Below are 19,238 nucleotides of genomic sequence, written 5' to 3' on the forward strand. Positions count from 1 at the left end.
TCGACGGCGCCGCTACCGCGGCACCCACGAGTAGACGTGGTTGAGCATCCAGTACGTGACGACGCCGAGGAACAGCGACGTCGACCACGCCGCGACGGCGACGCGGCCGACCGTCGGGTGGCTGGTGTCCGCGAGTTCGCTGGGGTCGTGCGTGAGGCCGAGCACGACGGCGTGGAGGACGACCGGCACCGCGACCACGGAGAGGAGGATGTGGACCGCGAGCATCGCGAGGTACGCGAGTTCGACGGTGCCGGCGTACGCGGCGAGGAACTGGCCTTCCTCGATGACGATGGACTTCTCGAAGCCGCCGCCGACCTTCCAGAGGTAGAGCACGAGGAACACGCAGATGAGCGCGAACGCCGTCAGCATCGCGGCGCGGTGCCTGCGGACGTCGCCGCGCCTGATGAAGTACGCGCCCGCGAGCAGGACGGTGAGCGCGACGGAGTTCACGACGGCGATGGCGTCCGAGAACAGCAACACGGTCTCCCGGGAGAGCGCGGGGAAAATCGGGAGGAGGCCCTCGAACGCGCCGACGACGAGCGCGTACCCGACGACGGAGAGGACGGTGGTGACGCGCCGCGGGTGGGCGCGCGCGTAGCCGGTGACGTCGGCAGTTGCCATGCGCGGCGGTTGGGGGCGCGGTGGGAACCCGTTTTCGCTTCCGGTTCGATGGCAACCCGTGCTCGCCTCCGGTTCGATGGCAACCCGTGCTCGCTTCCTGCGGGACTGATCACCGCTCGCGACGGCGGCCGGGCCCGCTCCGAGAGTCAAGCTTGCTTTCGGTAATCCAAACGAACTATAATAGGAGTCCGTTAGAGTGAAACCGACATGCGGCAAATCACCGGCTATGAGTCAGGAATCCCAGCGGACCATCCGGTGTCTCGTGGCCAAGGTCGGACTCGACGGCCACGACCGGGGCGCGCACGTCATCACGCGCGCGTTCCGCGACGCCGGCTTCGAGGTCATCTACTCCGGTCTCCACAAGGCCCCCGAGGAGATCGTGCAGGCCGCGGTCCAGGAGGACGTCGACGTCCTCGGCATCTCCATCCTCTCCGGCGCGCACAACACGCTCGTCCCGAAGGTCGTCGAGGGCCTCGAGGAGTACGGCGCCTTCGAGGACACGCTCGTCATCGTCGGCGGCATCATCCCCGAGGAGGACCGGCCCGGCCTCAGGGAGGACGGCGTCGACGCCATCTTCGGCCCCGGCACGCCGATGGAGGAGACCATCGAGTTCATCCGGGAGAACGTGAAACGCCGTGACTGAGATGGCGACCAGGGACGCCCCCGACCTCGTCGACGCCCTCCTCGACGGCGAGCACCGCGCGCTCGCCCGGGTCATCACGAAGATCGAGAACCGGTCGCCGGGCTACCGCGACCTCGTCGCGGCGCTGTACCCCCACACCGGTGACGCCGACGTCGTCGGCATCACCGGCAGCCCCGGCTCCGGGAAGTCGACGCTCGTGGACAAGATGGCCAAGCGGTACCGGGACGCCGGCCACGAGGTCGGCGTCATCGCCGTCGACCCCTCCAGCCCGTTCACGGGCGGCGCGGTGCTCGGCGACCGCATCCGGATGGCCTCCACGTCGACGGACATGGACGTGTTCTTCCGGTCGATGTCCGCGAGGGGGAGCCTCGGCGGCCTGTCGACCGCGACCGCGGACGCCGTGAAGGCCCTCGACGCGTTCGGGAAGGACAAGATCGTCGTCGAGACCGTGGGCGCCGGCCAGAACGAGGTCGACGTCGTGAAGACCGCGGACACGGTCGCCGTGCTCGTCCCGCCGTCCTCCGGCGACGACGTCCAGATGCTGAAGGCCGGCATCCTCGAGATCGGCGACGTGTTCGTCGTGAACAAGGCGGACCTCGCGGGCGCGGACAAGACGGTCACCGAACTGAAGAACATGCTCGACATGCGGGACGCCGAGCCCGGCGACTGGACGCCCCGGGTCCTCGAGACTGTCGCCAAGAGCGGCGAGGGCGTCGGGGCGTTCCTCGACGTCCTCGACGACCACGCCGCGTGGCTCGACGACTCCGGCCGCCGCGAACGCCAGCGCCACGAGCGCCACGCCGAGGAACTCCGGACGCTCCTCCGGGAGGACGTCGGCGACCTCGTCGAGGCGGAACTCGACCGCCGTGGCGGCGTCGACGAGCTCGCCGCGCGCATCGACGCCGGCGAGACGACGCCGTACGACGTCGCCGACGACGTCGTCGAACCGCTCGCGGACTGCCTCGACGAGCAACGCGACTGACTCTCCCCCACTCGACCCCACGAGCAACGCGACTGACTCGTCCGCCGCGCGCCACGACGCGGCCGCGGGCACCCGAATCCGTCACAACGGCTAAGCGAGTGGCGAGTGAACTGTCACGCATGCGACTCCGGAGACTGCTCGCTGGTGGCGTCGCAGCGGCCGTCGGCGCGGAACTGGTCGACCGAGGCCTCCGCGCGAAAGCGGGCGAGTTACCGCCCGCGCTCGTCGGCGCACAGCACACGTACCGCTGGCGGGGGTTCGACGTGGCGTACACGGAGGCCGGCGACCCGGACCGGCCGGACGTCGTCTGCCTGCACGGCGTCCACGCCGCGGCGTCCAGCCGCGAGTTCGAGGGCGTCTTCGACGCGCTCGCCGACGACTACCACGTGCTCGCGCCCGACCTCCCCGGGTTCGGGCGGACCGACCGGCCGCCGGTCGCGTACACGTCCTCGCTGTACGAGTCCTTCGTCGCGGACTTCCTGAACTACGTCGCCGACGACCCCGTCGTCGTGGGGAGTTCGCTGTCCGGCGCGTGGGCGACCGTCGCCGCCGACCGCAGCGACGTCGCCGGCCTGCTGCTCGTCTGCCCGACCGCCGACACGGGCCCGCGTCGACCGTGGGTGCGGTCGCTGCTCCGGTCGCCGCTGGTCGGCGAGGCGGCGTTCAACGCGCTCACGAGCAAGCCGTCACTGCGGTACTTCGACGAGCGCGAGGGCTACTACCGCGCCGAGCACGTCACCGACGACGTCCTCGACTACCAGTGGCGGACCGCCCACCAGCCGGGCGCGCGGTTCGCGCCCGCGTCGTTCGCCGGCGGCTACCTCGACCCGGGCGTCGACCTCGGCGCCGAGCTCGCCGACCGCGACTGCCCCGCGACCGTCGTCTGGGGCCGGGAGGCGACCGTGACGCCGCTGGCCGAGGGCCGCGAGCTCGCAGACGAGGCGGACGCGCGGCTGCTCGTCGTCGACGAGACCCGCCTGCTCCCGCACGCCGAACAGCCCGACTCCTTCCTCGAGGCCGTCCGCGACGACCTCCCGCGGCTCGAGGCGGCGTAGCCGCTACCGCGGTTCGAACACGACGACGCGCTCGCCGGCCGTCTCCGTCTCCCCGACAGCCACGTCGACGGTCGTGCCGACGTCGACGTCCCCTGGGTCGGCGAGCACCTGCCCGGTGAGCCGCACCGGACCGAAGTCCACGACCGCGGTGACGTACGGAGCGTCCTCGACGAACGACGGCGCGGGGACGTGCACCCGCGTGAACGTGACGACCTCGCCGGTCGCCGGGAGGCGGGCCTCCGAGAGGTCGGCGCTCCCGCAGTCCGGACAGACGCGCCGCGGCGGTAGGCTCCCGTGGCCGTTCGCGCACTCGAGGTAGTAGCCGTCGCCGTCCGCGAGCGCGTCCAGGAGCTCGTCGAAGCCCGCGTCGCGGACGCCGTCGCCGCTCATTCGACCACCTCCAGGACGTGCACGACCGCACTCGCGACGGTCCCGCCCGCGTTGTGCGCGACGCCGACCCTCGCGGACGGGACGCGCTCGCTGTTGACGTGGTCGCCGCCCAGCAGCTTCGCGAGCTCCGCGACCTGGCTGGCGCCGGTCGCGCCGACCGGGTGGCCCTTCGCCTTCAGGCCGCCGGAGAGGTTCACCGGGAGGTCGCCGTCCGCGGTCGTCGCGCCGTCGCGGGCGGCGGTCACGCCCTCGCCGGTCTCGAAGAAGCCCAGGGACTCGACGGCGAGCACCTCCGCGATGGTGAAGCAGTCGTGGACCTCCGCGACGTCGACGTCGTCCGCGGTGACGCCGGCGTCGGCGTACGCCTCCTCGGCGGCCTCGGTGGCGGCGGGCGACGTCGCGACGTCCTCGCGGTCCTGCAGCGCCATCCGGTCGCCGCCCTGTCCGGTGCCCGTCACCGCGACCTCGGCGTCGAGGTCGTGCTCGTCGGCGTACGCGCCGCTGACGAGGACGACCGCGCTCGCGCCGTCCGTGACGGGGCAGGCGTCGTAGAGGTGCAGCGGGTCCGCGACCGGCGGCGACTCCAGGGCGTCCTCGACGGTGATGGCGCGCTGGAACTGCGCGTGGTCGTTCTCCAGGGCGTTCTCGTGGTTCTTCACCGCGACGTGCGCGAGGTCCTCGCGGGAGCCCCCGAAGCGCTCGAAGTACGTGGTCGCCATCATCGCGTACGCGCCGGGGAACGTCACGCCGGCCCGCACCTCGTAGAGGTCGTCGGCGGCGATGGCCAGCGCCTCCGTCGACTCGGCCGTCGAGAGGTTGTTCATGCGCTCGGCGCCGCCGACCACGAGCACGTCGGCCTCGCCGTTCCGGACGTCCCGGACCGCCTGCCGGAGCGCCACGCCGCTGGACGCGCACGCGCTCTCGTACCGCGTCGCCGGCGCGTCGACGCCGATGGCCTCCGCGGCGAGCGGGCCCTGGTGGCCCTGGTGCTCGCTGAGTTCGCCCATGAAGTTCCCGTAGTAGACGCCCTCGACGTCGCCGCGGTCGACGCCGGCGTCCTCGAGCGCCGCGACGCCCGCCTCCGCGAACAGGTCGCGGCTGGTGCGCTCGGGGTGGCTGCCGAAGTGGGTCAGCCCGACCCCGGCGACTCGCGCTGTGTCCATACCTAACGATTGTCCGAGCGGGTTCAAAAGCCGTGCGGAACCGGGGGCTCCCACCCCAACATTGATGTTCGTTACCGTGACACGTACACCTGCGATGCCCTCCACCACGACTCGCAGCGACCGCATAGCCGCACCGCCGTCCGGCGAGGACCGGGAGTGATGCGCCGTCGCTCGTTCCTCGGCGCGCTCGCCGCCGGTGCAGCCCTGACCGCCGCAGCGCCCGCCGCCCTCGGCCGGACGCGCACCGAGCGACGGGCGACCGAACTCGACCCGACGGCGACCCTCGATGCGCCGGGCGTCTCGGAAGCAGTCGTCGGCGACGACGGCCGGTACGTCTACGGCGCCGCCCAGGACTCGCTGCTCGTCGCGGACTTCGAGGACCCGTCCGCGCCGACGACCGTCACCGAGGCCGAACCGACGGTCGGCGACGACGCGCTGACCGGCGTGCAGGACGTCGCCGTCTCCGGTGACCGCGCGCTGGTCGCCGGCCCGCCGGGGTTCCTGCGGGACGGCCAGACCGCCGGCGCCGCGCTGTTCGACGTCAGCGACCCCACCGACCCCGAGCAGGTCGCGGCCGTCCCGACCGACCACGCCGTCCACAACCTCCACCTCGACGGCGACACCGCCTACCTGACCGGATCGCGGCTCCCTGAGGAGCCCGTGCTCGTCTACGACGTCGGCGACGACAGCCCCGAGCCCGTCGCCGAGTGGTCGGTCGTCGACGCCGTCCCCGAGTGGGGCGGCGTCGGCGGGTCCGTCTACCAGTGCCACGACGTGGTCGCGACGGGCGACCGCCTGTACGTCGCGTACTGGGACGCCGGCACGTGGATCCTGGACGTGAGCGACCGCAGCGACCCCACGCCGGTCGCGAGCATCGGCGGCGTCGACCCGGAGGACGCGGACGGCGGCATCGCGGACATCGTCCAGCTCCCCGGGAACAGCCACTACGCGCGGCCGTCGCCGGACGGCGACCTGCTCGCCGTCGGCCGGGAGGCGTGGGACCGCGACCGCGGCGACGACCGGTACGGCGGCCCGGGCAGCATCGACCTCTACGACGTCAGCGACGAGACGGACCCCTCGTTCCTCGCGGCGCTCAGGCCGCCGGTCGTCGAGGACGCGGACGGCGACAATCACGTGAACACCGCGCACAACTTCGGGTTCCGCGGTCGCAGACTGTACGCCTCGTGGTACACGGGCGGCGTCCGGGTCTACGACCTCTCCGCGCCGACCGACCCCGAGACGCTGGGCTGGTGGGCGGCGCCCGGCGACGCGTCGTTCTGGACCGCGCGCCCGATCCCCGACGGGTTCGTCGCGTCCAGCGTCACCGACCCGTCGGCCGGCCGGGACGCCAACGAGAACTACGCGGAAGCGACGCTGTACGCGTTCCCCGAACCGGACGGGGACGCCGCCGCGTCGGCGGAGACACTGACGGTCGACGAGACGGGGATGCCGGAGTCCCCGCCGGACTACGACCTCCCCGCTACCAGCGAGGAGTCCGAGACCACCGACGCCGCGGCGACGACCGACGCGGCCGGAACCACACCCCAGCGGACGACGGCGCAGACGACCGGCGACGCGGGGACGACGGGCGCGACGCCGGACGGGACGACCGCGACTGGCTCGACGCCGGCCGACGACTCGACGGGCGGCGGCGTCCCCGGGTTCGGGGTGGGCGCGGCGGTCGCCGGCGGCGCGCTCGCCGCCTACCACCGCGTCCGGAGCGGCGACGAGCAGTGAGCTACATCCCCATGTCGGCGGCCGCCTCCGGCACCGGCAGGTCGCCCGGGGTCCGGCCGAGCAGTTCCGCGGCGTGGTCGAGCGCCATGTCGAACCCGTAGTAGCGCTCCAGTTCGTCGCCGTCGACGGTCGGCCGCACCTTCAGCATCGCGTACCCCTCGACGTTCTGCGCGATGGCGGCGGTGGCGCCGTCGGCCTCGAACTCGAGGACGCGCTCGGTGTCGGTCTCGTAGTAGCGGGCGGTGACGCCGTCTGCCTCGGCGGTCTCCTCGGTCATCGCCGGGGGTTCGCGCGGCGCGAGGAAAAACGCGACGGGTGCGGGCGACGCCGGGACTTATGTCGGTGCGGCGACGACGAGCGAGCATGGCGATTCCCCACTGGACGTGGCCGGACGGGGACGCCGGCGACGCGTCCGCGGACACGGACCTGGCGGCCGCCAGCGGCACGTTCGCGGTGCTGGCCGACGACACGCGCGCCGCGGTGCTCGGTGCGCTCTACGACGCCGACGCGCCGCTGTCGTACACCGACCTGGCGGCGGCGGTCGGCGTCGAGGACAACGGCCGCCTGAACTACCACCTCCGCGAACTCGACGACCTCCTCGTCCGGGGCGGCGACGGCTACGCGCTCTCCGCGGACGGCCGCGCGGTCGTCGAGACCGTGCGGGACGTAACCGCGGTACGGAGTGGCGAAGAGAACGCGCGTTCTCCGAACCGTTAACCGCGCGGCGGCCCTCCCACCGGCCGATGGCAGCCAGCGACAGGAGGGCGAGCAGTGGCTGACGCCGAGCCGGCGACCGACGCGCGCGGCGACGACGGAACTGCCGCGAGCAGCGACGGCGACGCGGCCGCGCGGACGGTCGCGTTCACCGCCGAGGGGTTCCGCGAGGGGTTCGTCACCGGACTCCCCGTCGCGCTCGGCGTCGCGGGCTACGGCGTCGTGTTCGGCGTCGTCGCCGCGCGCGCCGGCCTGAGCGTCGCTGAGACCGCGCTGATGAGCGCGACGGTGCTCGCGGGCGCCGCGCAGTTCGTCGCCGTCCAGCTCTGGGCGGACCCAATCCCGGTGGTCGCGGTCGTCACGACGACGCTAGTCGTGAACCTCCGGTACGTGCTGATGAGCGCGGCGCTCCGGCCGTGGTTCCGGCACCTGACCCCCGCGCAGGCGTACGGCAGCGTCTTCTTCTTCGCGGACGAGAACTGGGCGCTCACGATGGCGACGCTCCGCGCGGGCTCCCGGCGGGGCGCGTTCATGCTCGGGAGCGGCGTCGTGCTCTGGCTGCTGTGGATCGCGTCGTCGGTGGCCGGGGCGACGGCCGGCGACCTGGTCGGCGACCCGCGGCGCCTCGGCCTGGACTTCGTGGTCACGGCGCTGTTCGTCACGCTCGCCGCCGGCTTCTGGGAGGGGCGGTCGTCGCTGGCGCCGTGGGCCGCCGCGGCCGCGGTCGCCGTCGGCGCGAACGCGGTCGTCCCGGGCGAGTGGTACATCCTCGCGGGCGCGCTCGCCGGCGCCGGCGTCGAGGTGGTGAGCTACGATGACTGACGCGGTCGCGCCCGGCGCGCTGCCGGCGGACGCGCTCGCGCTGGACCCCGTCGTCGTCGGCGTCGTGCTGGCGATGGCGGCCGTGACGTACGCGACGAAGGCCAGCGGCCTCTGGTTTCTCGGCCGCGTCGACCTCTCCGAGCGCACGGAGGCCGGCCTCGACGTCCTCCCGGGCGCGGTCGTCGTGGCGTTCGTCGCGCCGGCGCTCGCGAACGGCGGCGTCCCCGAGTGGACCGCGGCCGCCGCGACGGTCGTCGTCGCGCGCAAGACCGGGAACCTGCTCGCGTCGCTCGCGGTCGGCGTCGCCGTCGTGCTCGCGGTCCGGAGCGTCGTCTGAGCGGCGGCGAGCGGGCGCCGTCGTCAGTCCAGCAGCCGCTGGGCGATGGTGTTCCGCAGCACCTCGCTGGTGCCCTCGTAGATCTCGTTGAGCTTCGCGTCCCGGTAGTAGCGCTCGACGGCGAAGTCCGTCGTGTAGCCGTAGCCGCCGTGGATCTGGATGCCCTCGTTGGTGACCTCCCGGGAGATCTCGGACGCGTACAGCTTCGCCTGCGCGGCCTGCTTGACGAAGTCCTCGCCGCGGATCTTCCGGTCCGCGGCCCTGTGCATCAGCAGCTCGGCGGCCTGGACCTTCGTGTCCATGTCCGCGAGCTTGTGCTGGATGGTCTGGAAGTCGCTGATCGGCTGGTCGAACTGCTCGCGGGTCTGCGAGTACTCGAGGGCGTCCTCGAGGGCGGCCCGCGCCAGCCCGATGGAGCGCGCGGCGATAGTGATGCGGCCGCCGTTCAGCGTCTCGAGGGCCTGCCGGAAGCCGTCGCCCTCCTCGCCGAGCAGGCGGTCCGCGGGGATCCGGCAGTCGTCGAAGCGCAGTTCCGCGGTCGGGCAGCCCTTGTCGCCGAGCTTGTCCTCGGTGCCCTCGACGTGGAAGCCGTCGTCGTCCTCGGGGCGTACGACGAACGACGAGATGCCATGGTGGCCCGCCTCGGGGTCGGTCTTCGCGAACACGGTGACGGTGTTCGCGACGCTGCCGTTCGAGATCCAGAGCTTGTCGCCGTTCAGCACGTACTCGTCGCCGTCCCGCTCGGCGGTCGTCTCCATGGACGGCACGTCGGAGCCGGCGCCCGCCTCGGAGAGCGCGAACGCGCCGACGTCGTCGCCGCGGTTCAGCGCCGCGAGGTACGCCTGCTTCTGGTCCTCGTCGCCGTACTGGTAGAGCATGTTCCCCGCGAGGCTGGTGTGTGCCGCGACCACCGTGCCGAGGCCGCCGCTGCCCCGGGAGATCTCCTCGAGGGCGATGGCGTACGAGTGGTAGTCGAGGCCGGCGCCGTCGTACTCCTCGGGGAACGGCATCCCCATCAGGCCCAGTTCGCCCATCTGCTCGACGAGGTCCCGGGGGAACTCGTCGGTCTCGTCGATGTCGTCAGCGCGTGGCACGACCTCCTCGTCCACGAACTCCGAGACCATCTCCTCGATCTGGCGTTGCTCCGCGCTGAGACTGAAGTCCATGTCGCGAAACTTGCCGCGTCGGGCCTTTAGTTTTCTCATAGGCGTGGGCGAGCGGAGCGAGCCCACGGAGATGCGAGCGGGGAGTGAAACGACCCGCGAGCGGCGTGGCCGAGCCGAGCGAGGCCACGTTACGGCGAGCGGCATCGGCGAGCGGACCGAGCCCACGGAGACGCGAGCGGACCGAGCCCACGGAGACGCGAGCGGACCGAGCCCACGATTCGACGGCGGCAGAGCGGCGGACGCGCCCGCGGAACCGCGGTCTCGGGCGTCGAGGGTCGCGTGACTCGTTCCCCATTACTTTTTGCGGGTGGTGACCTTAGCAGTGGTACAGCGATGGTCGGAGGCCAAACACAGTCCCCCCAGTCAGCGGCGTCGGCGCGCGCGTGGTGTCACGACGCGGTCCAGGACGTCTCGCGGACGTTCGCCCTGACGATCGACGCCCTCGAGGAGCCGATGGCGACCCGCATCTGCGTCGGCTACCTGCTGTGCCGGGTCGCGGACACCGTCGAGGACGCGACCGAGATACCGCCGGCCGAGCAGGCGTCGTTGCTGCGGACGTACGACCGCGTGCTCGACCCCGAGTCGAGCGTGGACGCGGCGGACTTCCTGGCCGAGGCCGAGCCCGTCCTCCCCGAGGACCGGAACGCGGACTGGCGGGTGGTCGCGGCGACGCCGCGCGTGCTCCGGGCGTTCGAGAGCCTCGACGCTGGCGCGCAGGACGCCATCCGGCCGACGGTCCGCGAGATGGCGACGGGGATGGCGTCGTTCGTGGAGCGCTACGAGGACGCCGGCGGGCTGCGCATCCAGTCCGTCGAGGAACTGGAGGAGTACTGCTGGTACGTCGCGGGGACGGTCGGCGAGCTAGTGACGGAGCTGCTGGCCGACGACGCGTCGCGGTCGGCGGCGGCGACGATGCGCGAGCACGCGCGGTCGTTCGCGCTGTTGCTCCAGCTCGTGAACGTCGCGAAGGACGTGCGCCCGGACTACCGCGAGGAGAACAACGTCTACCTGCCGGCGGAGTGGCTCTCCGAGGAGGACGTCCGACCAGAGGGCGTGACCGACCCCTCGAACGCGGCCGGCGTCGGGAGCGTCGTGGAGCGCGTGGTTGGCCGCGCCAGGGGGTACGCGGACGGCGCGCAGCGCTGGCTGGAGGCGATGCCGACGACGCGCGGGAACACGGTGGCCGCGTGGACGGTGCCGTACCTGCTTGCGGTCGGGACGATGCGGGAACTGCGGGAGCGCCCGCACGCCGTCGTCGAGGGGGACGTGAAGGTGTCGCGGTCGGAGGTCCACGCGGTGCTGGCGCGCGTCACCGGCGAGTTCGACCGGTCGGGCCTCGGCCGGCTCCGCGAGCGCGTCGCGAGCGAGCCGCTCGCGTGAGCGGACGGGAGACTGTTCTCGCCGGCGTCTCGGAAGCGGTATGTCGCTGCCGCCGGGAGGTCCGGGCATGGAGACGCTCGCCGACGTCGTCGCGAGCCTGGACGACCCGGACCGGCCGGCCGTGCGCGCCGAGCGGACGCACGACGCCAGGGAGTTCCGGTCGCGAGTGTACAAGACGGGGAACGCCCTGCGGCACCGCGGCGTCCGCGAGAGCGCCGGCGTCGCGGTCCTGGACGTGCCGGCGATGCCGGCGCTGCACACGTGTTTCGGCGCGGCGCTGCTCGGCGGCGTCGTGGAGTTCGGGCCGGACCGCGTGGTCGACGCGCGCGTGCTCGCGGGGCCGACGACGGAACTGGACGCCTACGACCTGCCGCGGGGCGGCCAGCGCGTCGGCTGGGGGGCGCCGCCCGCGGACCCGTCGTGGCTGTACTTCGAGCGGGACGTCTGGAGCGAGAACCCGACGTTCCCGGAGCCCGAGGTGGCGGCCGACACGCCGTTCCTGGGCGGCGCGACGCACGGCGAGGTCCTCGCGGCGGCAGTCGAGGTCGCCGACGGCTACGACGGCGACGACGAGGTCGCGGTGCGCGCGCCGCTGTCCCACCCGGGGACGGTCGTGGCCGGCGTCGTCGCACCGCTGGTCGCCGGCGCGACCGTCGTGGTCCCGCCCGCTGGGGGCGCCGGAACGGTCGCCGTGACGGCTGGCGACGACGCGCCGGAGGACCGCGTGGTGTCACCGGACGACGCACACCCCTGAGGACCGCGTGGTGTCGCCCGACGACGCACACCACTGAGGGCCGCGTAGTGCGCCGGACGACGCGCGCTCCTGAGGGGGCGTCGCTCGCGTTCGGCCGCGAGCCGTGACGTGTGAATGTGTCTCACTCTCGCGGAACCGATATGGTGGGGTGGTTGAATCGTTGTCGTATGCCCGGAGCAGTGTTCCGCCGCGGCGACCGCGTCACCCTCCGCACGGTCGAACGGGAGGACGCGGCGTTCGTCCAGCGCGGCCACAACGTCCCAGAAGTCGCCGTCCCGCTCGGCGTGAACCGGCCGGAGAACGAGGCCGAGGCAGAGGCGTCCATCGAGGACCACGAGGGCGACCCGCTGAACGTCGGCCTGCTGGTCTGCCTCGAGGACGGCGACGAGCCGACGCCGGTCGGGAAGGTGTCGCTGATGGACCTCCACCACACGCGCCCCGAGCTCTCGTACTGGGTCCTCCCCGAGTACCAGGGCGAGGGCTACGGCACGGAAGCCGTCGAGGTCCTGGTCGACTACGCGTTCGAGGCCCACGAGATCCGCGGCCTCCAGGCGCAGGCGTTCGCGCCGAACGAGGGGTCGGTCGGCGTGCTCGAGAGCCTCGGGTTCACGCACGAGGGGACGCTGCGGGACGCTCGGTTCCGCGACGGCGAGTACGTCGACGTGGTCTGGTACGGACTCCTGCGAGAGGAGTGGGAGGACGACTGATGCCGGGCCCGATCGTCGAGACGACCGACGACGTGACGCTGCGGACCGTCGAGCGCGAGGACGCGGCGTTCCTCCAGCGGCTGTTCGCGGACCCGTGGGCGCGCTTCGGCGTGCACGAGTCCACGCACAAGACCGAGGCCGAGGTCGAGGAGGCCATCGAGGAGGAGTTCGAGGACAACGCCAACGCCGCCTACCTCGTCTGCGACGACGCCGAGGACGCGCCCTACGACCACCCCGACGACGAGGACACGACGCCAGTCGGCGTGGTGCTGTTCGTGCACGTCGACCGCGACCGGCCGCAGGTCGTCCACTGGGTCGCGCCGGAGCACCGCGGCGACGGGGTCGGGGAGGCGGCCCTCGACCTCGCGGTCGAGACGGTGTTCCGGACGTACGACGCGCACTCGCTGTCGGCGGCGATTCCGGACGGCCGCGACGTCGCCCGCGAGCGCGTGGAGGCACTGGGCTTCCGCCACGAGGGCGCGAACCGCGAGATGGCGTTCGTCGAGGGCGCGTACCGCGACGTCCACCAGTACGGCCTGCTCCGCGAGGAGTGGAGGGCGTGATGCCGGGGCCAGTCGTCGAGCGCGGCGACCGCCTGGCGCTGCGCACCGTCGAGCGCGACGACGCCGCGTTCATGCAGCGGTCGACCACGGACCCCCGCATCCGGTGGTCGCTCGGGTCCGTCCACCACGACAGCCGCGCGGAGGAACGCGAGGGCATCGAGCAGTGGCTGGAGAGCGACGGCGTCGTCGCGTTCGTCGCGTGCGCGGTCGACGACGGGGAGACGGCGGACGCCGCGAGCGGTCGAACCGCGAGCGACGACGCGCCGCCCGGCAACCCCGACGAGGGCGAGACGACGCCGGTCGGGTCGGTGAGCGCGCGCCACGTCGACGGCGACCGGCCGTGGCTGGCGTACTGGCTGCTGCCCGAGTACCACGGCGAGGGCTACGGCAAGGAGATGGTGGAACTCGCCGTCGACCACGTCTTCCGGAGCCACGCCGTCCACGGCGTCAGCGCGGGCGCCTACGACTTCAACGAGGCCTCGCGCGGCCTCCTGGAGTCGCTGGGGTTCACCGAGGAGGCGCGCCGGCGCGAGGCGCGGTACATCGACGGCGAGTACGTCGACGAGTGCCAGTACGGCGTGCTCCGCGACGAGTGGACGGCGGGGAGGGACTGAGGATGCCGGGGCCAGTCGTCGAGAGGAGCGACCGCCTGGCGTTCCGCGTGCCCGAGCGCGACGACGTCGAGTTCCTGCAGCGCTCGCGGACCGACCCACGCGTCCGGTTCCCGCTCGGGTCGTACTACCACGGGAACCGCGACCAGCAGCGCGAGGCGTTCGAGGCGCGCGTCGAGGACGACAGCGAGGCCGCCTTCGTCGCCTGTCTGGCCGAGGATACGGCGGGCGACGGCGGCGCGGACGCGGAGCCGACGCGAGTCGGCTTCGTCGCCGTCCACAACGTCGACGGCGACCGCGCGTGGCTGACGTACTGGCTGCTGCCCGAGTACCACGGCGAGGGCTACGGCAGGGAGACCGCGGCGTTCGCCGTCGAGTACGCGTTCGAGACCCACGCCGTCCACGGCGTCAGCGCGGGCGCCTACGACTTCAACGACGAGTCGCGGGGCCTCCTCGAGTCGCTGGGGTTCACGGCGGACGTCCGCGAGGTCGAACGCGACTACGTCGACGGCGAGTACCACGACAGCTACACGTACAGCCTGCTGCGCCGCGAGTGGGCGCGCGAGCACCGCGACGCGTAACTCCGGCGACTGGTCGAAACGGCAACGCTTTTTGCGGTCCCTCGGTTCGGTGCCGGCGATGCCGGACTCCCCGTCGACGGCGCGCTGCGTGGTCCGCCGCGGCGACGAACTACTGGTCGAAGAGAGCGTCGACCCAGAGGACGGGCGCGCCTACGTGCCGCCCGGCGGTGCCCTCCCCCCGGGAGGCGACCCGGAGGCGGCGGTCCGCGAGGCGTTCGCCGACGTGCTGGACGCGACGCTCACCGACCTCGAACCGCTTGGAACGTTCGACGGCACGCGCGTCTACGAGGGCGGCCTCGAGGAGTCGTGGCCTCACACCGAGGAGGGGTTCACGCTGTACGACCCCGAGACGGGCGAGACCGGGCGCGTCTGCTGGCTGCACGTCGACGACTTCCGGAAGTACGGTGAGACGCTGCGCCCCGACGGGCTCCTGGACGCGCTCGACGGCGCGCGCGACGCCCCGGCGGACGCCTGACGCCGCGTCGGCCTCGGCAGACGCCCGACGTCGCGTCGAGGCGCCCGAACTCCTCGCGGACGGCCGCCGCTAGCGCGCTTCCTTCAGTTTCGCGAGCGCCTCGGGGTTCTCGATGCTGGAGAGGTCGCCGATCTCCTCGCCCGTGTACGCGCCCTCGATGGCGCGGCGGATGATCTTCCCCGACTGGGTCTTCGGGAACTCGTCGACGAACAGGAGCTCGCGGGGCCGGAACGGCTTCCCGAGTTCCTCGCCGACGTGCTCGCGGAGGGTCTCGCGGAGCGCGTCGCTCGGGTCGCGGTCGTCCGCGAGGATGACGTACGCGACGACGGCCTCGCCCGTCGTGTCGTCGGGCACGCCAACCACCGCGGCCTGGTTGACGGCGTCGTGGTCGATGAGCGCGCCCTCCACCTCGGCGGGGCCGACCTTCCGGCCGGCGACGTTGATGGCGTCGTCGGCGCGGCCGTGCAGGAACCAGAAGCCGTCCTCGTCGACCTGCGCCCAGTCGCCGTGGTTCCACAGGTCCCCGAAGCGCGACCAGTACTCCTCGAGGTAGCGGTCGTCGCCGCGCCAGAGGCTCTTCGTCATCGCGGGGTTCGAGGAGCGCGCGACGAGGTAGCCGCGCTCGTGGTCGTCCCGGACGGAGCGGCCGTCCTCGTCGACGACGTCGATGTCCATGCCGAGTCCGGGGCCGCCGAGCGTGCACGGCTTCAGCGGCTGGATGGGCATCGGCATCAGGAAGCAGCCGAACACCTCGGTGCCGCCGGAGATGTTGACGATGGGCGTGTCGCCGCCGCCGACGTGCTCGTAGAACCACAGCCAGGACTCGGGGTCCCAGGGCTCGCCCGTGGAGCCGAGCAGGCGGAGGCTGTCGAGGTCGTAGTCCTCGACGTGCTCGTCGCCGTACTTCCGGAGCGCGCGGATGGCGGTCGGTGAGATGCCGAACTGGGTGACGCCGTGGCGGTCGACGAGGTCCCAGAAGCGGTCCGGCCCGGGGTGGTCGGGCGCGCCCTCGTACATGACGATGGTGCCGCCGAACGCGTGGTTGCCGATGAGCGTCCACGGCCCCATCATCCAGCCGATGTCGCTCACCCAGAAGAACCGGTCGCCGGGTTTCTGGTCGAACCCGAAGTGGACTTCCTTCGCGGGCTGGACGAGCGCGCCGGCGTGCGTGTGCACGATGCCCTTCGGCTTCCCCGTGGTGCCCGAGGAGTACAGCAGCATGCAGGGGTCGCTGGCGTCCATCACGCGCGTGTCGAATTCGTCGTCCTGCTCTGCGACCGCCTCGTCCCACCACTCGTCGCGGCTCGTCCACGTCAGCGACTCGTCGGGGCTGTCGGCGACGCCGAGGCGGTCGTAGACGATCGTGTGCTCGACGTGGCCGGCCTGGTCGATGGCCTCGTCGAGGGTGTCCTTCAGGAGGACGTGGTCGCCGCGCCGCAGGAAGCCGTCGCCCGTGAACACGACCGAGCACTCGCTGTCCTCGATTCTGGTGGCGGTGGCGTCGACGCCGAACCCGGAGAAGATGGGGACGGCGATCGCGCCGACCTTGAAGACGCCGTAGAGGATGCTCTGGACCTCCGGCACCATCGGCATGTACAGGCCGACGGTGTCGCCCTCGCCGACGCCGCGTTCGACGAGCGCGTTCGCGACCCGGTTGGACTGGCGGTGGAGGTCGTGGTAGGTCTGCTGGCGAACCTCGCCGTCCTCGCCCTCCCAGATACAGGCGACGTGGTTGCGCGTGCCGTCGTCGACGCCGGCGTGCCGGTCGACGGTGTTGTGCGCGACGTTCAGTTCGGCGCCCGGGTACCACTCCGTGAACTGGGGGCCGTCGGTCTCGTCCCGCACCTCGTCCCAGCGCTCGTGGAACTCCAGGCCGAGGTAGTCCGGGAGCTCCCCCCAGAACCAGTCGAGGTCGCCGGTCGTGCGGTCGACGAGTTCGTCGTAGTCGTCGATGCCGTGGGTCTGCATGAACTGCCAGACGTTCGTCGACTCGACGAACGCCTCGCTGGGCCGGTGGACGATCTCGTCGACCTCGTCGAGTGAATCCATACGTGAGGGTCTGTCGTTCGCGCCAAAGGTGTTTCGCAGTTTTCGCTCGCCGCCGAGGACGGCGCCAGCGACCGCCTCCGCGCCCGACGCGGCCGCGCACATCACAACGGTTATTAAAAATACTGTCGTGGCGGAAAACAATGGCCCCGCCGGAGTCCACTCGCGGGAGCGTCGCCTCCCTGGTGCTGGTGGCCGCCGCCGTCGCGGTGCTCGTGGCGGCGGCCGCGCTCCTATTCGCCGCGCCGGCAGCGCCGACCGGGGAGCGCATCGGCGCCGACGCGAGCGAGGAGTTCGACGCCGTCGACGGCCTGACGGCGACGCGGACGACCGTCGTGGAGCGCGGCGACCGGACGAGCGAGACGGTCGCGGCGGTCGCGCTCCGCCCCGGCACCGACCGCCGCCGCACGGAACTGCTGGACGGCGACCGGCAACACGCGGTGACGGCGTCGAACGGCTCGGTGCTGTGGCTGTACGACGAAGACGCCGACGCGGTGACGCGCGTCCCGCTCGCCGAGACGCCGCCCGGTGAGGCGACCGCCGGCGACCGCGTCGAGCGACTGTTCGCCGCGCTGAACGTCACGCGGCCCACGGCGTCGGCGTCCGCGACCGTCGAGGGCCCGGTCGCCGCCCTCCCGGTCGTCCCGGAGGCGAACGGCGCCACGGACGCGCCGTCCGCGACGAACGCCCGCGTCGGCGTCACGTACGAGGGCACGGGGGCGGTGGACGGCCGCGAGGCGTACGTGCTGCGTATCGAACCGGCGGCGTCCGGTGCCTTCGAGCAGACCCTGTGGGTCGACCGGGAGACGTTCTTCCCCCTGCAGCGCGAGACGTCCTGGAGCGACGACGGCACGCCCGTGACGGTGACGACCACCTACGAGAACGTCACCGTGAACCCCGGCCTCGACGCCGACACGTTCCAGTTCGACGCGCCCGCGGACGCCACGGTGGAGACCCTCGAGACGCCCGAGACCACCGCCTTCGACGGCGTGGCGGACCTGCGGGCCGCGACCGACGCGCCGGTGCCGGCGCTGGACCTGCCGCCGTCGTTCCGCCTGACGTACGCCACCGAGACCACCGGCCGCGTGCACGGCGCCGGCGTCCGGTACGCCAACGAGACGGCGCTGGTGACCGCGGCGACGTACAACCGCACCGCGCCGGTGGACGGCGACCGGACGGTGTCGGTACACGGCCGCGAGGCGGTCGTCGACACGGGGCCGACGACGTCGGTGTCCTGGAACTGCGACGACTACCGGTACACCGTCCGCGGCCGGGGCGTCACCGCGGACTTCCTCGTGTCGGTCGCTCGCGGCGTCGACTGCGAGTAGCCGGGCCGAGCCCGCTGCACTCGGTGGCCGGCAACTCGCGTGGGGTGTGCCAACGCTTTACTCCGGTGGCGCCGAACCGACCGGTATGCGAGCAGCAGTGCTGGAGGCGCACGGGGAACCGCTGGCCATCGAGGACGTCGAGCGGCCGTCCGCGGACCCGACCGGCGTGGTCGTTGAGACAGAGGCGTGTGGCATCTGCCGGAGCGACTGGCACGCCTGGCGGGGCGACTGGGAGTGGTTCGGAGCGAAGTCACCGGTCGGCCAGATTCTCGGCCACGAGCCCGCCGGCACGGTGGTCGAGGTCGGCGAGGACGTCGACACCCTCGACGAGGGCGACCGCGTCGCGGTCCCGTTCACGCTCGGCGACGGCACGTGCCCGCACTGCCGGCAGGGCCGCGGGAACGTCTGCGAGAACGCGATCCCGCTGGGGTTCACGCCGCTCGCGGAGGGCGCGTTCGCCGAGGAGTTCGCGGTGCCGTACGCCGACCACAACGCCGTCCCGTTGCCCGACGGCGTCGACGCCACGGAGATGGCGAGCCTGGGCTGCCGGTTCACGACGGCGTTCCACGGCGTCGCCCACCGCGCGACGCTCTCGCCCGGCGACTGGGTGGCGGTCCACGGCTGCGGCGGCGTCGGCCTCTCGGCCGTCCACGTCGCGGACGCGCTCGGCGGCCGCGTCGTCGCCGTCGACCTCGACGAGGCGGCGCTCGCGCGCGCCAGCGACCTCGGCGCCGAGGCCACGATCGACGCCGGCAGCGTCGAGGACGTGCCGAAGGAGGTGAAGGCCGTCACTGACGGCGGCGCGGACGTCGCCGTGGACGCGCTCGGCATCGCGGAGACCTGCCGGAACTCCGTGTTGAGTCTCGGGACGCGCGGCCAGCACGTCCAGATCGGGCTGACGACCAGCGACGAGCGCGGCGAGGTCTCGCTGCCGACCGACCGGATGGTCCTCGAGGAGATCGAGTTCTACGGCTCGTACGGCATGGCGCCCTCGGACTACCACGAGCTGTTCAGCATGGTCGAGGCCGGGAAGCTCGACCCCGGCCGGGTGGTCTCGGAGACCGTCGACCTCGCCGGCGTCTCCGACCAGCTCGCGGCGATGACCGACTACGAGACCACCGGCATCCCCGTCGTCGACAGCTTCTGACCGCGCGGACGGCCAC

Annotated in this window: 22 protein-coding genes; 16 read left to right on the forward strand and 6 right to left on the reverse strand. The window is 72.6% G+C overall.

All coding sequences use genetic code 11. From position 1 onward, the window contains the following. Window positions 1–12 precede the first annotated feature (12 nt). Entirely contained in the window at window positions 13–621 is a 609-nt protein-coding gene (locus tag U5911_RS00810) for a DUF420 domain-containing protein (protein WP_336034448.1), read from the reverse strand. Window positions 622–847: 226 nt separating this feature from the next. Here U5911_RS00810 and U5911_RS00815 point away from each other — a divergent pair, with 226 nt between their 5' ends. From U5911_RS00815 to U5911_RS00825, 3 genes are all read left to right on the forward strand, one after another. Beyond that, the gene (locus U5911_RS00815) at window positions 848–1,264 is read left to right on the forward strand and encodes a cobalamin B12-binding domain-containing protein (protein WP_336034449.1); all 417 of its coding nucleotides are present in this window, start codon (window positions 848–850) and stop codon (window positions 1,262–1,264) included. 1 nt (window position 1,265) lies between these two features. Continuing rightward, entirely contained in the window at window positions 1,266–2,246 is a 981-nt protein-coding gene (meaB, locus tag U5911_RS00820) for a methylmalonyl Co-A mutase-associated GTPase MeaB (RefSeq protein WP_336035869.1), read from the forward strand. A gap of 119 nt (window positions 2,247–2,365) precedes the next feature. Beyond that, the gene (locus U5911_RS00825) at window positions 2,366–3,301 is read left to right on the forward strand and encodes an alpha/beta fold hydrolase (protein WP_336034450.1); all 936 of its coding nucleotides are present in this window, start codon (window positions 2,366–2,368) and stop codon (window positions 3,299–3,301) included. A 3-nt stretch (window positions 3,302–3,304) separates the two neighbouring features. Here U5911_RS00825 and U5911_RS00830 read toward each other — a convergent pair whose 3' ends face one another. Together U5911_RS00830 and U5911_RS00835 are read right to left on the reverse strand one after the other, a co-directional pair. Continuing rightward, on the reverse strand, window positions 3,305–3,691 hold the full coding sequence (locus tag U5911_RS00830) for a Zn-ribbon domain-containing OB-fold protein (RefSeq protein ID WP_336034452.1): 387 nt from the start codon (window positions 3,689–3,691) through the stop codon (window positions 3,305–3,307). Continuing rightward, complete coding sequence (locus U5911_RS00835; RefSeq protein WP_336034454.1) at window positions 3,688–4,854, reverse strand: thiolase domain-containing protein; 1,167 nt, start codon at window positions 4,852–4,854, stop codon at window positions 3,688–3,690. The genes U5911_RS00830 and U5911_RS00835 overlap by 4 nt, the downstream gene beginning before the upstream one ends. Window positions 4,855–5,013: 159 nt before the next feature. Between U5911_RS00835 and U5911_RS00840 the strand changes: the two genes are divergently transcribed. After that, window positions 5,014–6,591 carry an LVIVD repeat-containing protein gene (locus U5911_RS00840; RefSeq protein ID WP_336034455.1) on the forward strand — a complete coding sequence of 526 codons (1,578 nt, stop codon included), beginning with the start codon at window positions 5,014–5,016 and terminating at the stop codon, window positions 6,589–6,591. Window position 6,592: 1 nt separating this feature from the next. Here U5911_RS00840 and U5911_RS00845 read toward each other — a convergent pair whose 3' ends face one another. Further along, on the reverse strand, window positions 6,593–6,868 hold the full coding sequence (locus tag U5911_RS00845; RefSeq protein WP_336034457.1) for a DUF7111 family protein: 276 nt from the start codon (window positions 6,866–6,868) through the stop codon (window positions 6,593–6,595). An 86-nt stretch (window positions 6,869–6,954) separates the two neighbouring features. Here U5911_RS00845 and U5911_RS00850 point away from each other — a divergent pair, with 86 nt between their 5' ends. From U5911_RS00850 to U5911_RS00860, 3 genes are read left to right on the forward strand one after another with little or no spacing between them, the layout of a single operon-like run. Next, entirely contained in the window at window positions 6,955–7,308 is a 354-nt protein-coding gene (locus tag U5911_RS00850; protein ID WP_336034459.1) for a winged helix-turn-helix domain-containing protein, read from the forward strand. 54 nt (window positions 7,309–7,362) lie between these two features. Further along, entirely contained in the window at window positions 7,363–8,127 is a 765-nt protein-coding gene (locus tag U5911_RS00855) for an AzlC family ABC transporter permease (RefSeq protein ID WP_336034460.1), read from the forward strand. Then, the gene (locus U5911_RS00860) at window positions 8,120–8,464 is read left to right on the forward strand and encodes an AzlD family protein (protein WP_336034462.1); all 345 of its coding nucleotides are present in this window, start codon (window positions 8,120–8,122) and stop codon (window positions 8,462–8,464) included. The genes U5911_RS00855 and U5911_RS00860 overlap by 8 nt, the downstream gene beginning before the upstream one ends. A 23-nt stretch (window positions 8,465–8,487) precedes the next feature. Here U5911_RS00860 and U5911_RS00865 read toward each other — a convergent pair whose 3' ends face one another. After that, window positions 8,488–9,630 (reverse strand): acyl-CoA dehydrogenase, encoded by a 1,143-nt coding sequence (locus U5911_RS00865; protein WP_336034464.1) that lies wholly within the window; start codon window positions 9,628–9,630, stop codon window positions 8,488–8,490. Window positions 9,631–9,963: 333 nt separating this feature from the next. Between U5911_RS00865 and U5911_RS00870 the strand changes: the two genes are divergently transcribed. The 7 genes from U5911_RS00870 to U5911_RS00900 all read left to right on the forward strand — a co-directional run bounded on the left by U5911_RS00870 (window position 9,964) and on the right by U5911_RS00900 (window position 14,701). Next, a complete protein-coding gene (locus U5911_RS00870) occupies window positions 9,964–11,010 on the forward strand; it encodes a phytoene/squalene synthase family protein (protein ID WP_336034466.1) in 1,047 nt (348 codons plus the stop codon). Between the two features lie 67 nt (window positions 11,011–11,077). After that, window positions 11,078–11,764: a hypothetical protein gene (locus U5911_RS00875; RefSeq protein WP_336034468.1), complete on the forward strand. Its 687-nt coding sequence runs from the start codon at window positions 11,078–11,080 to the stop codon at window positions 11,762–11,764. Between the two features lie 167 nt (window positions 11,765–11,931). Then, on the forward strand, window positions 11,932–12,471 hold the full coding sequence (locus U5911_RS00880; protein WP_336034471.1) for a GNAT family N-acetyltransferase: 540 nt from the start codon (window positions 11,932–11,934) through the stop codon (window positions 12,469–12,471). Next, window positions 12,471–13,034, forward strand: a complete 564-nt coding sequence (locus U5911_RS00885; protein WP_336034472.1) for a GNAT family N-acetyltransferase — start codon at window positions 12,471–12,473, stop codon at window positions 13,032–13,034. Before U5911_RS00880 ends, U5911_RS00885 begins: the two co-directional genes overlap by 1 nt. Further along, window positions 13,034–13,648 carry a GNAT family N-acetyltransferase gene (locus tag U5911_RS00890; protein WP_336034473.1) on the forward strand — a complete coding sequence of 205 codons (615 nt, stop codon included), beginning with the start codon at window positions 13,034–13,036 and terminating at the stop codon, window positions 13,646–13,648. Before U5911_RS00885 ends, U5911_RS00890 begins: the two co-directional genes overlap by 1 nt. Before the next feature lie 2 nt (window positions 13,649–13,650). Continuing rightward, a complete protein-coding gene (locus U5911_RS00895) occupies window positions 13,651–14,226 on the forward strand; it encodes a GNAT family N-acetyltransferase (protein ID WP_336034475.1) in 576 nt (191 codons plus the stop codon). 58 nt (window positions 14,227–14,284) lie between these two features. Next, window positions 14,285–14,701, forward strand: coding sequence for an NUDIX domain-containing protein (locus U5911_RS00900; protein ID WP_336034477.1), 417 nt, complete (start codon window positions 14,285–14,287; stop codon window positions 14,699–14,701). A 69-nt stretch (window positions 14,702–14,770) separates the two neighbouring features. Here U5911_RS00900 and U5911_RS00905 read toward each other — a convergent pair whose 3' ends face one another. Then, a complete protein-coding gene (locus tag U5911_RS00905; RefSeq protein WP_336034478.1) occupies window positions 14,771–16,750 on the reverse strand; it encodes an AMP-binding protein in 1,980 nt (659 codons plus the stop codon). Window positions 16,751–16,890: 140 nt separating this feature from the next. Here U5911_RS00905 and U5911_RS00910 point away from each other — a divergent pair, with 140 nt between their 5' ends. Beyond that, on the forward strand, window positions 16,891–18,075 hold the full coding sequence (locus tag U5911_RS00910) for a LolA family protein (protein WP_336034480.1): 1,185 nt from the start codon (window positions 16,891–16,893) through the stop codon (window positions 18,073–18,075). An 85-nt stretch (window positions 18,076–18,160) separates the two neighbouring features. Next, entirely contained in the window at window positions 18,161–19,222 is a 1,062-nt protein-coding gene (locus U5911_RS00915) for a zinc-dependent alcohol dehydrogenase family protein (RefSeq protein ID WP_336034482.1), read from the forward strand. Window positions 19,223–19,238 lie beyond the last annotated feature (16 nt).

It is taken from the genome of Halobacterium yunchengense, from assembly GCF_037031165.1.
Lineage (GTDB): Archaea > Halobacteriota > Halobacteria > Halobacteriales > Halobacteriaceae > Halobacterium > Halobacterium yunchengense.

Coding starts and splice junctions, on each gene's coding strand:
- U5911_RS00810 (WP_336034448.1), bottom strand. CDS start 621: ATGGCAACTGCCGACGTCACCGGCTACGCGCGCGCCCACCCGCGGCGC.
- U5911_RS00815 (WP_336034449.1), top strand. CDS start 848: ATGAGTCAGGAATCCCAGCGGACCATCCGGTGTCTCGTGGCCAAGGTC.
- meaB (WP_336035869.1), top strand. CDS start 1,266: ATGGCGACCAGGGACGCCCCCGACCTCGTCGACGCCCTCCTCGACGGC.
- U5911_RS00825 (WP_336034450.1), top strand. CDS start 2,366: ATGCGACTCCGGAGACTGCTCGCTGGTGGCGTCGCAGCGGCCGTCGGC.
- U5911_RS00830 (WP_336034452.1), bottom strand. CDS start 3,691: ATGAGCGGCGACGGCGTCCGCGACGCGGGCTTCGACGAGCTCCTGGAC.
- U5911_RS00835 (WP_336034454.1), bottom strand. CDS start 4,854: ATGGACACAGCGCGAGTCGCCGGGGTCGGGCTGACCCACTTCGGCAGC.
- U5911_RS00840 (WP_336034455.1), top strand. CDS start 5,014: ATGCGCCGTCGCTCGTTCCTCGGCGCGCTCGCCGCCGGTGCAGCCCTG.
- U5911_RS00845 (WP_336034457.1), bottom strand. CDS start 6,868: ATGACCGAGGAGACCGCCGAGGCAGACGGCGTCACCGCCCGCTACTAC.
- U5911_RS00850 (WP_336034459.1), top strand. CDS start 6,955: ATGGCGATTCCCCACTGGACGTGGCCGGACGGGGACGCCGGCGACGCG.
- U5911_RS00860 (WP_336034462.1), top strand. CDS start 8,120: ATGACTGACGCGGTCGCGCCCGGCGCGCTGCCGGCGGACGCGCTCGCG.
- U5911_RS00865 (WP_336034464.1), bottom strand. CDS start 9,630: ATGGACTTCAGTCTCAGCGCGGAGCAACGCCAGATCGAGGAGATGGTC.
- U5911_RS00870 (WP_336034466.1), top strand. CDS start 9,964: ATGGTCGGAGGCCAAACACAGTCCCCCCAGTCAGCGGCGTCGGCGCGC.
- U5911_RS00875 (WP_336034468.1), top strand. CDS start 11,078: ATGGAGACGCTCGCCGACGTCGTCGCGAGCCTGGACGACCCGGACCGG.
- U5911_RS00880 (WP_336034471.1), top strand. CDS start 11,932: ATGCCCGGAGCAGTGTTCCGCCGCGGCGACCGCGTCACCCTCCGCACG.
- U5911_RS00885 (WP_336034472.1), top strand. CDS start 12,471: ATGCCGGGCCCGATCGTCGAGACGACCGACGACGTGACGCTGCGGACC.
- U5911_RS00890 (WP_336034473.1), top strand. CDS start 13,034: ATGCCGGGGCCAGTCGTCGAGCGCGGCGACCGCCTGGCGCTGCGCACC.
- U5911_RS00895 (WP_336034475.1), top strand. CDS start 13,651: ATGCCGGGGCCAGTCGTCGAGAGGAGCGACCGCCTGGCGTTCCGCGTG.
- U5911_RS00900 (WP_336034477.1), top strand. CDS start 14,285: ATGCCGGACTCCCCGTCGACGGCGCGCTGCGTGGTCCGCCGCGGCGAC.
- U5911_RS00905 (WP_336034478.1), bottom strand. CDS start 16,750: ATGGATTCACTCGACGAGGTCGACGAGATCGTCCACCGGCCCAGCGAG.
- U5911_RS00910 (WP_336034480.1), top strand. CDS start 16,891: ATGGCCCCGCCGGAGTCCACTCGCGGGAGCGTCGCCTCCCTGGTGCTG.
- U5911_RS00915 (WP_336034482.1), top strand. CDS start 18,161: ATGCGAGCAGCAGTGCTGGAGGCGCACGGGGAACCGCTGGCCATCGAG.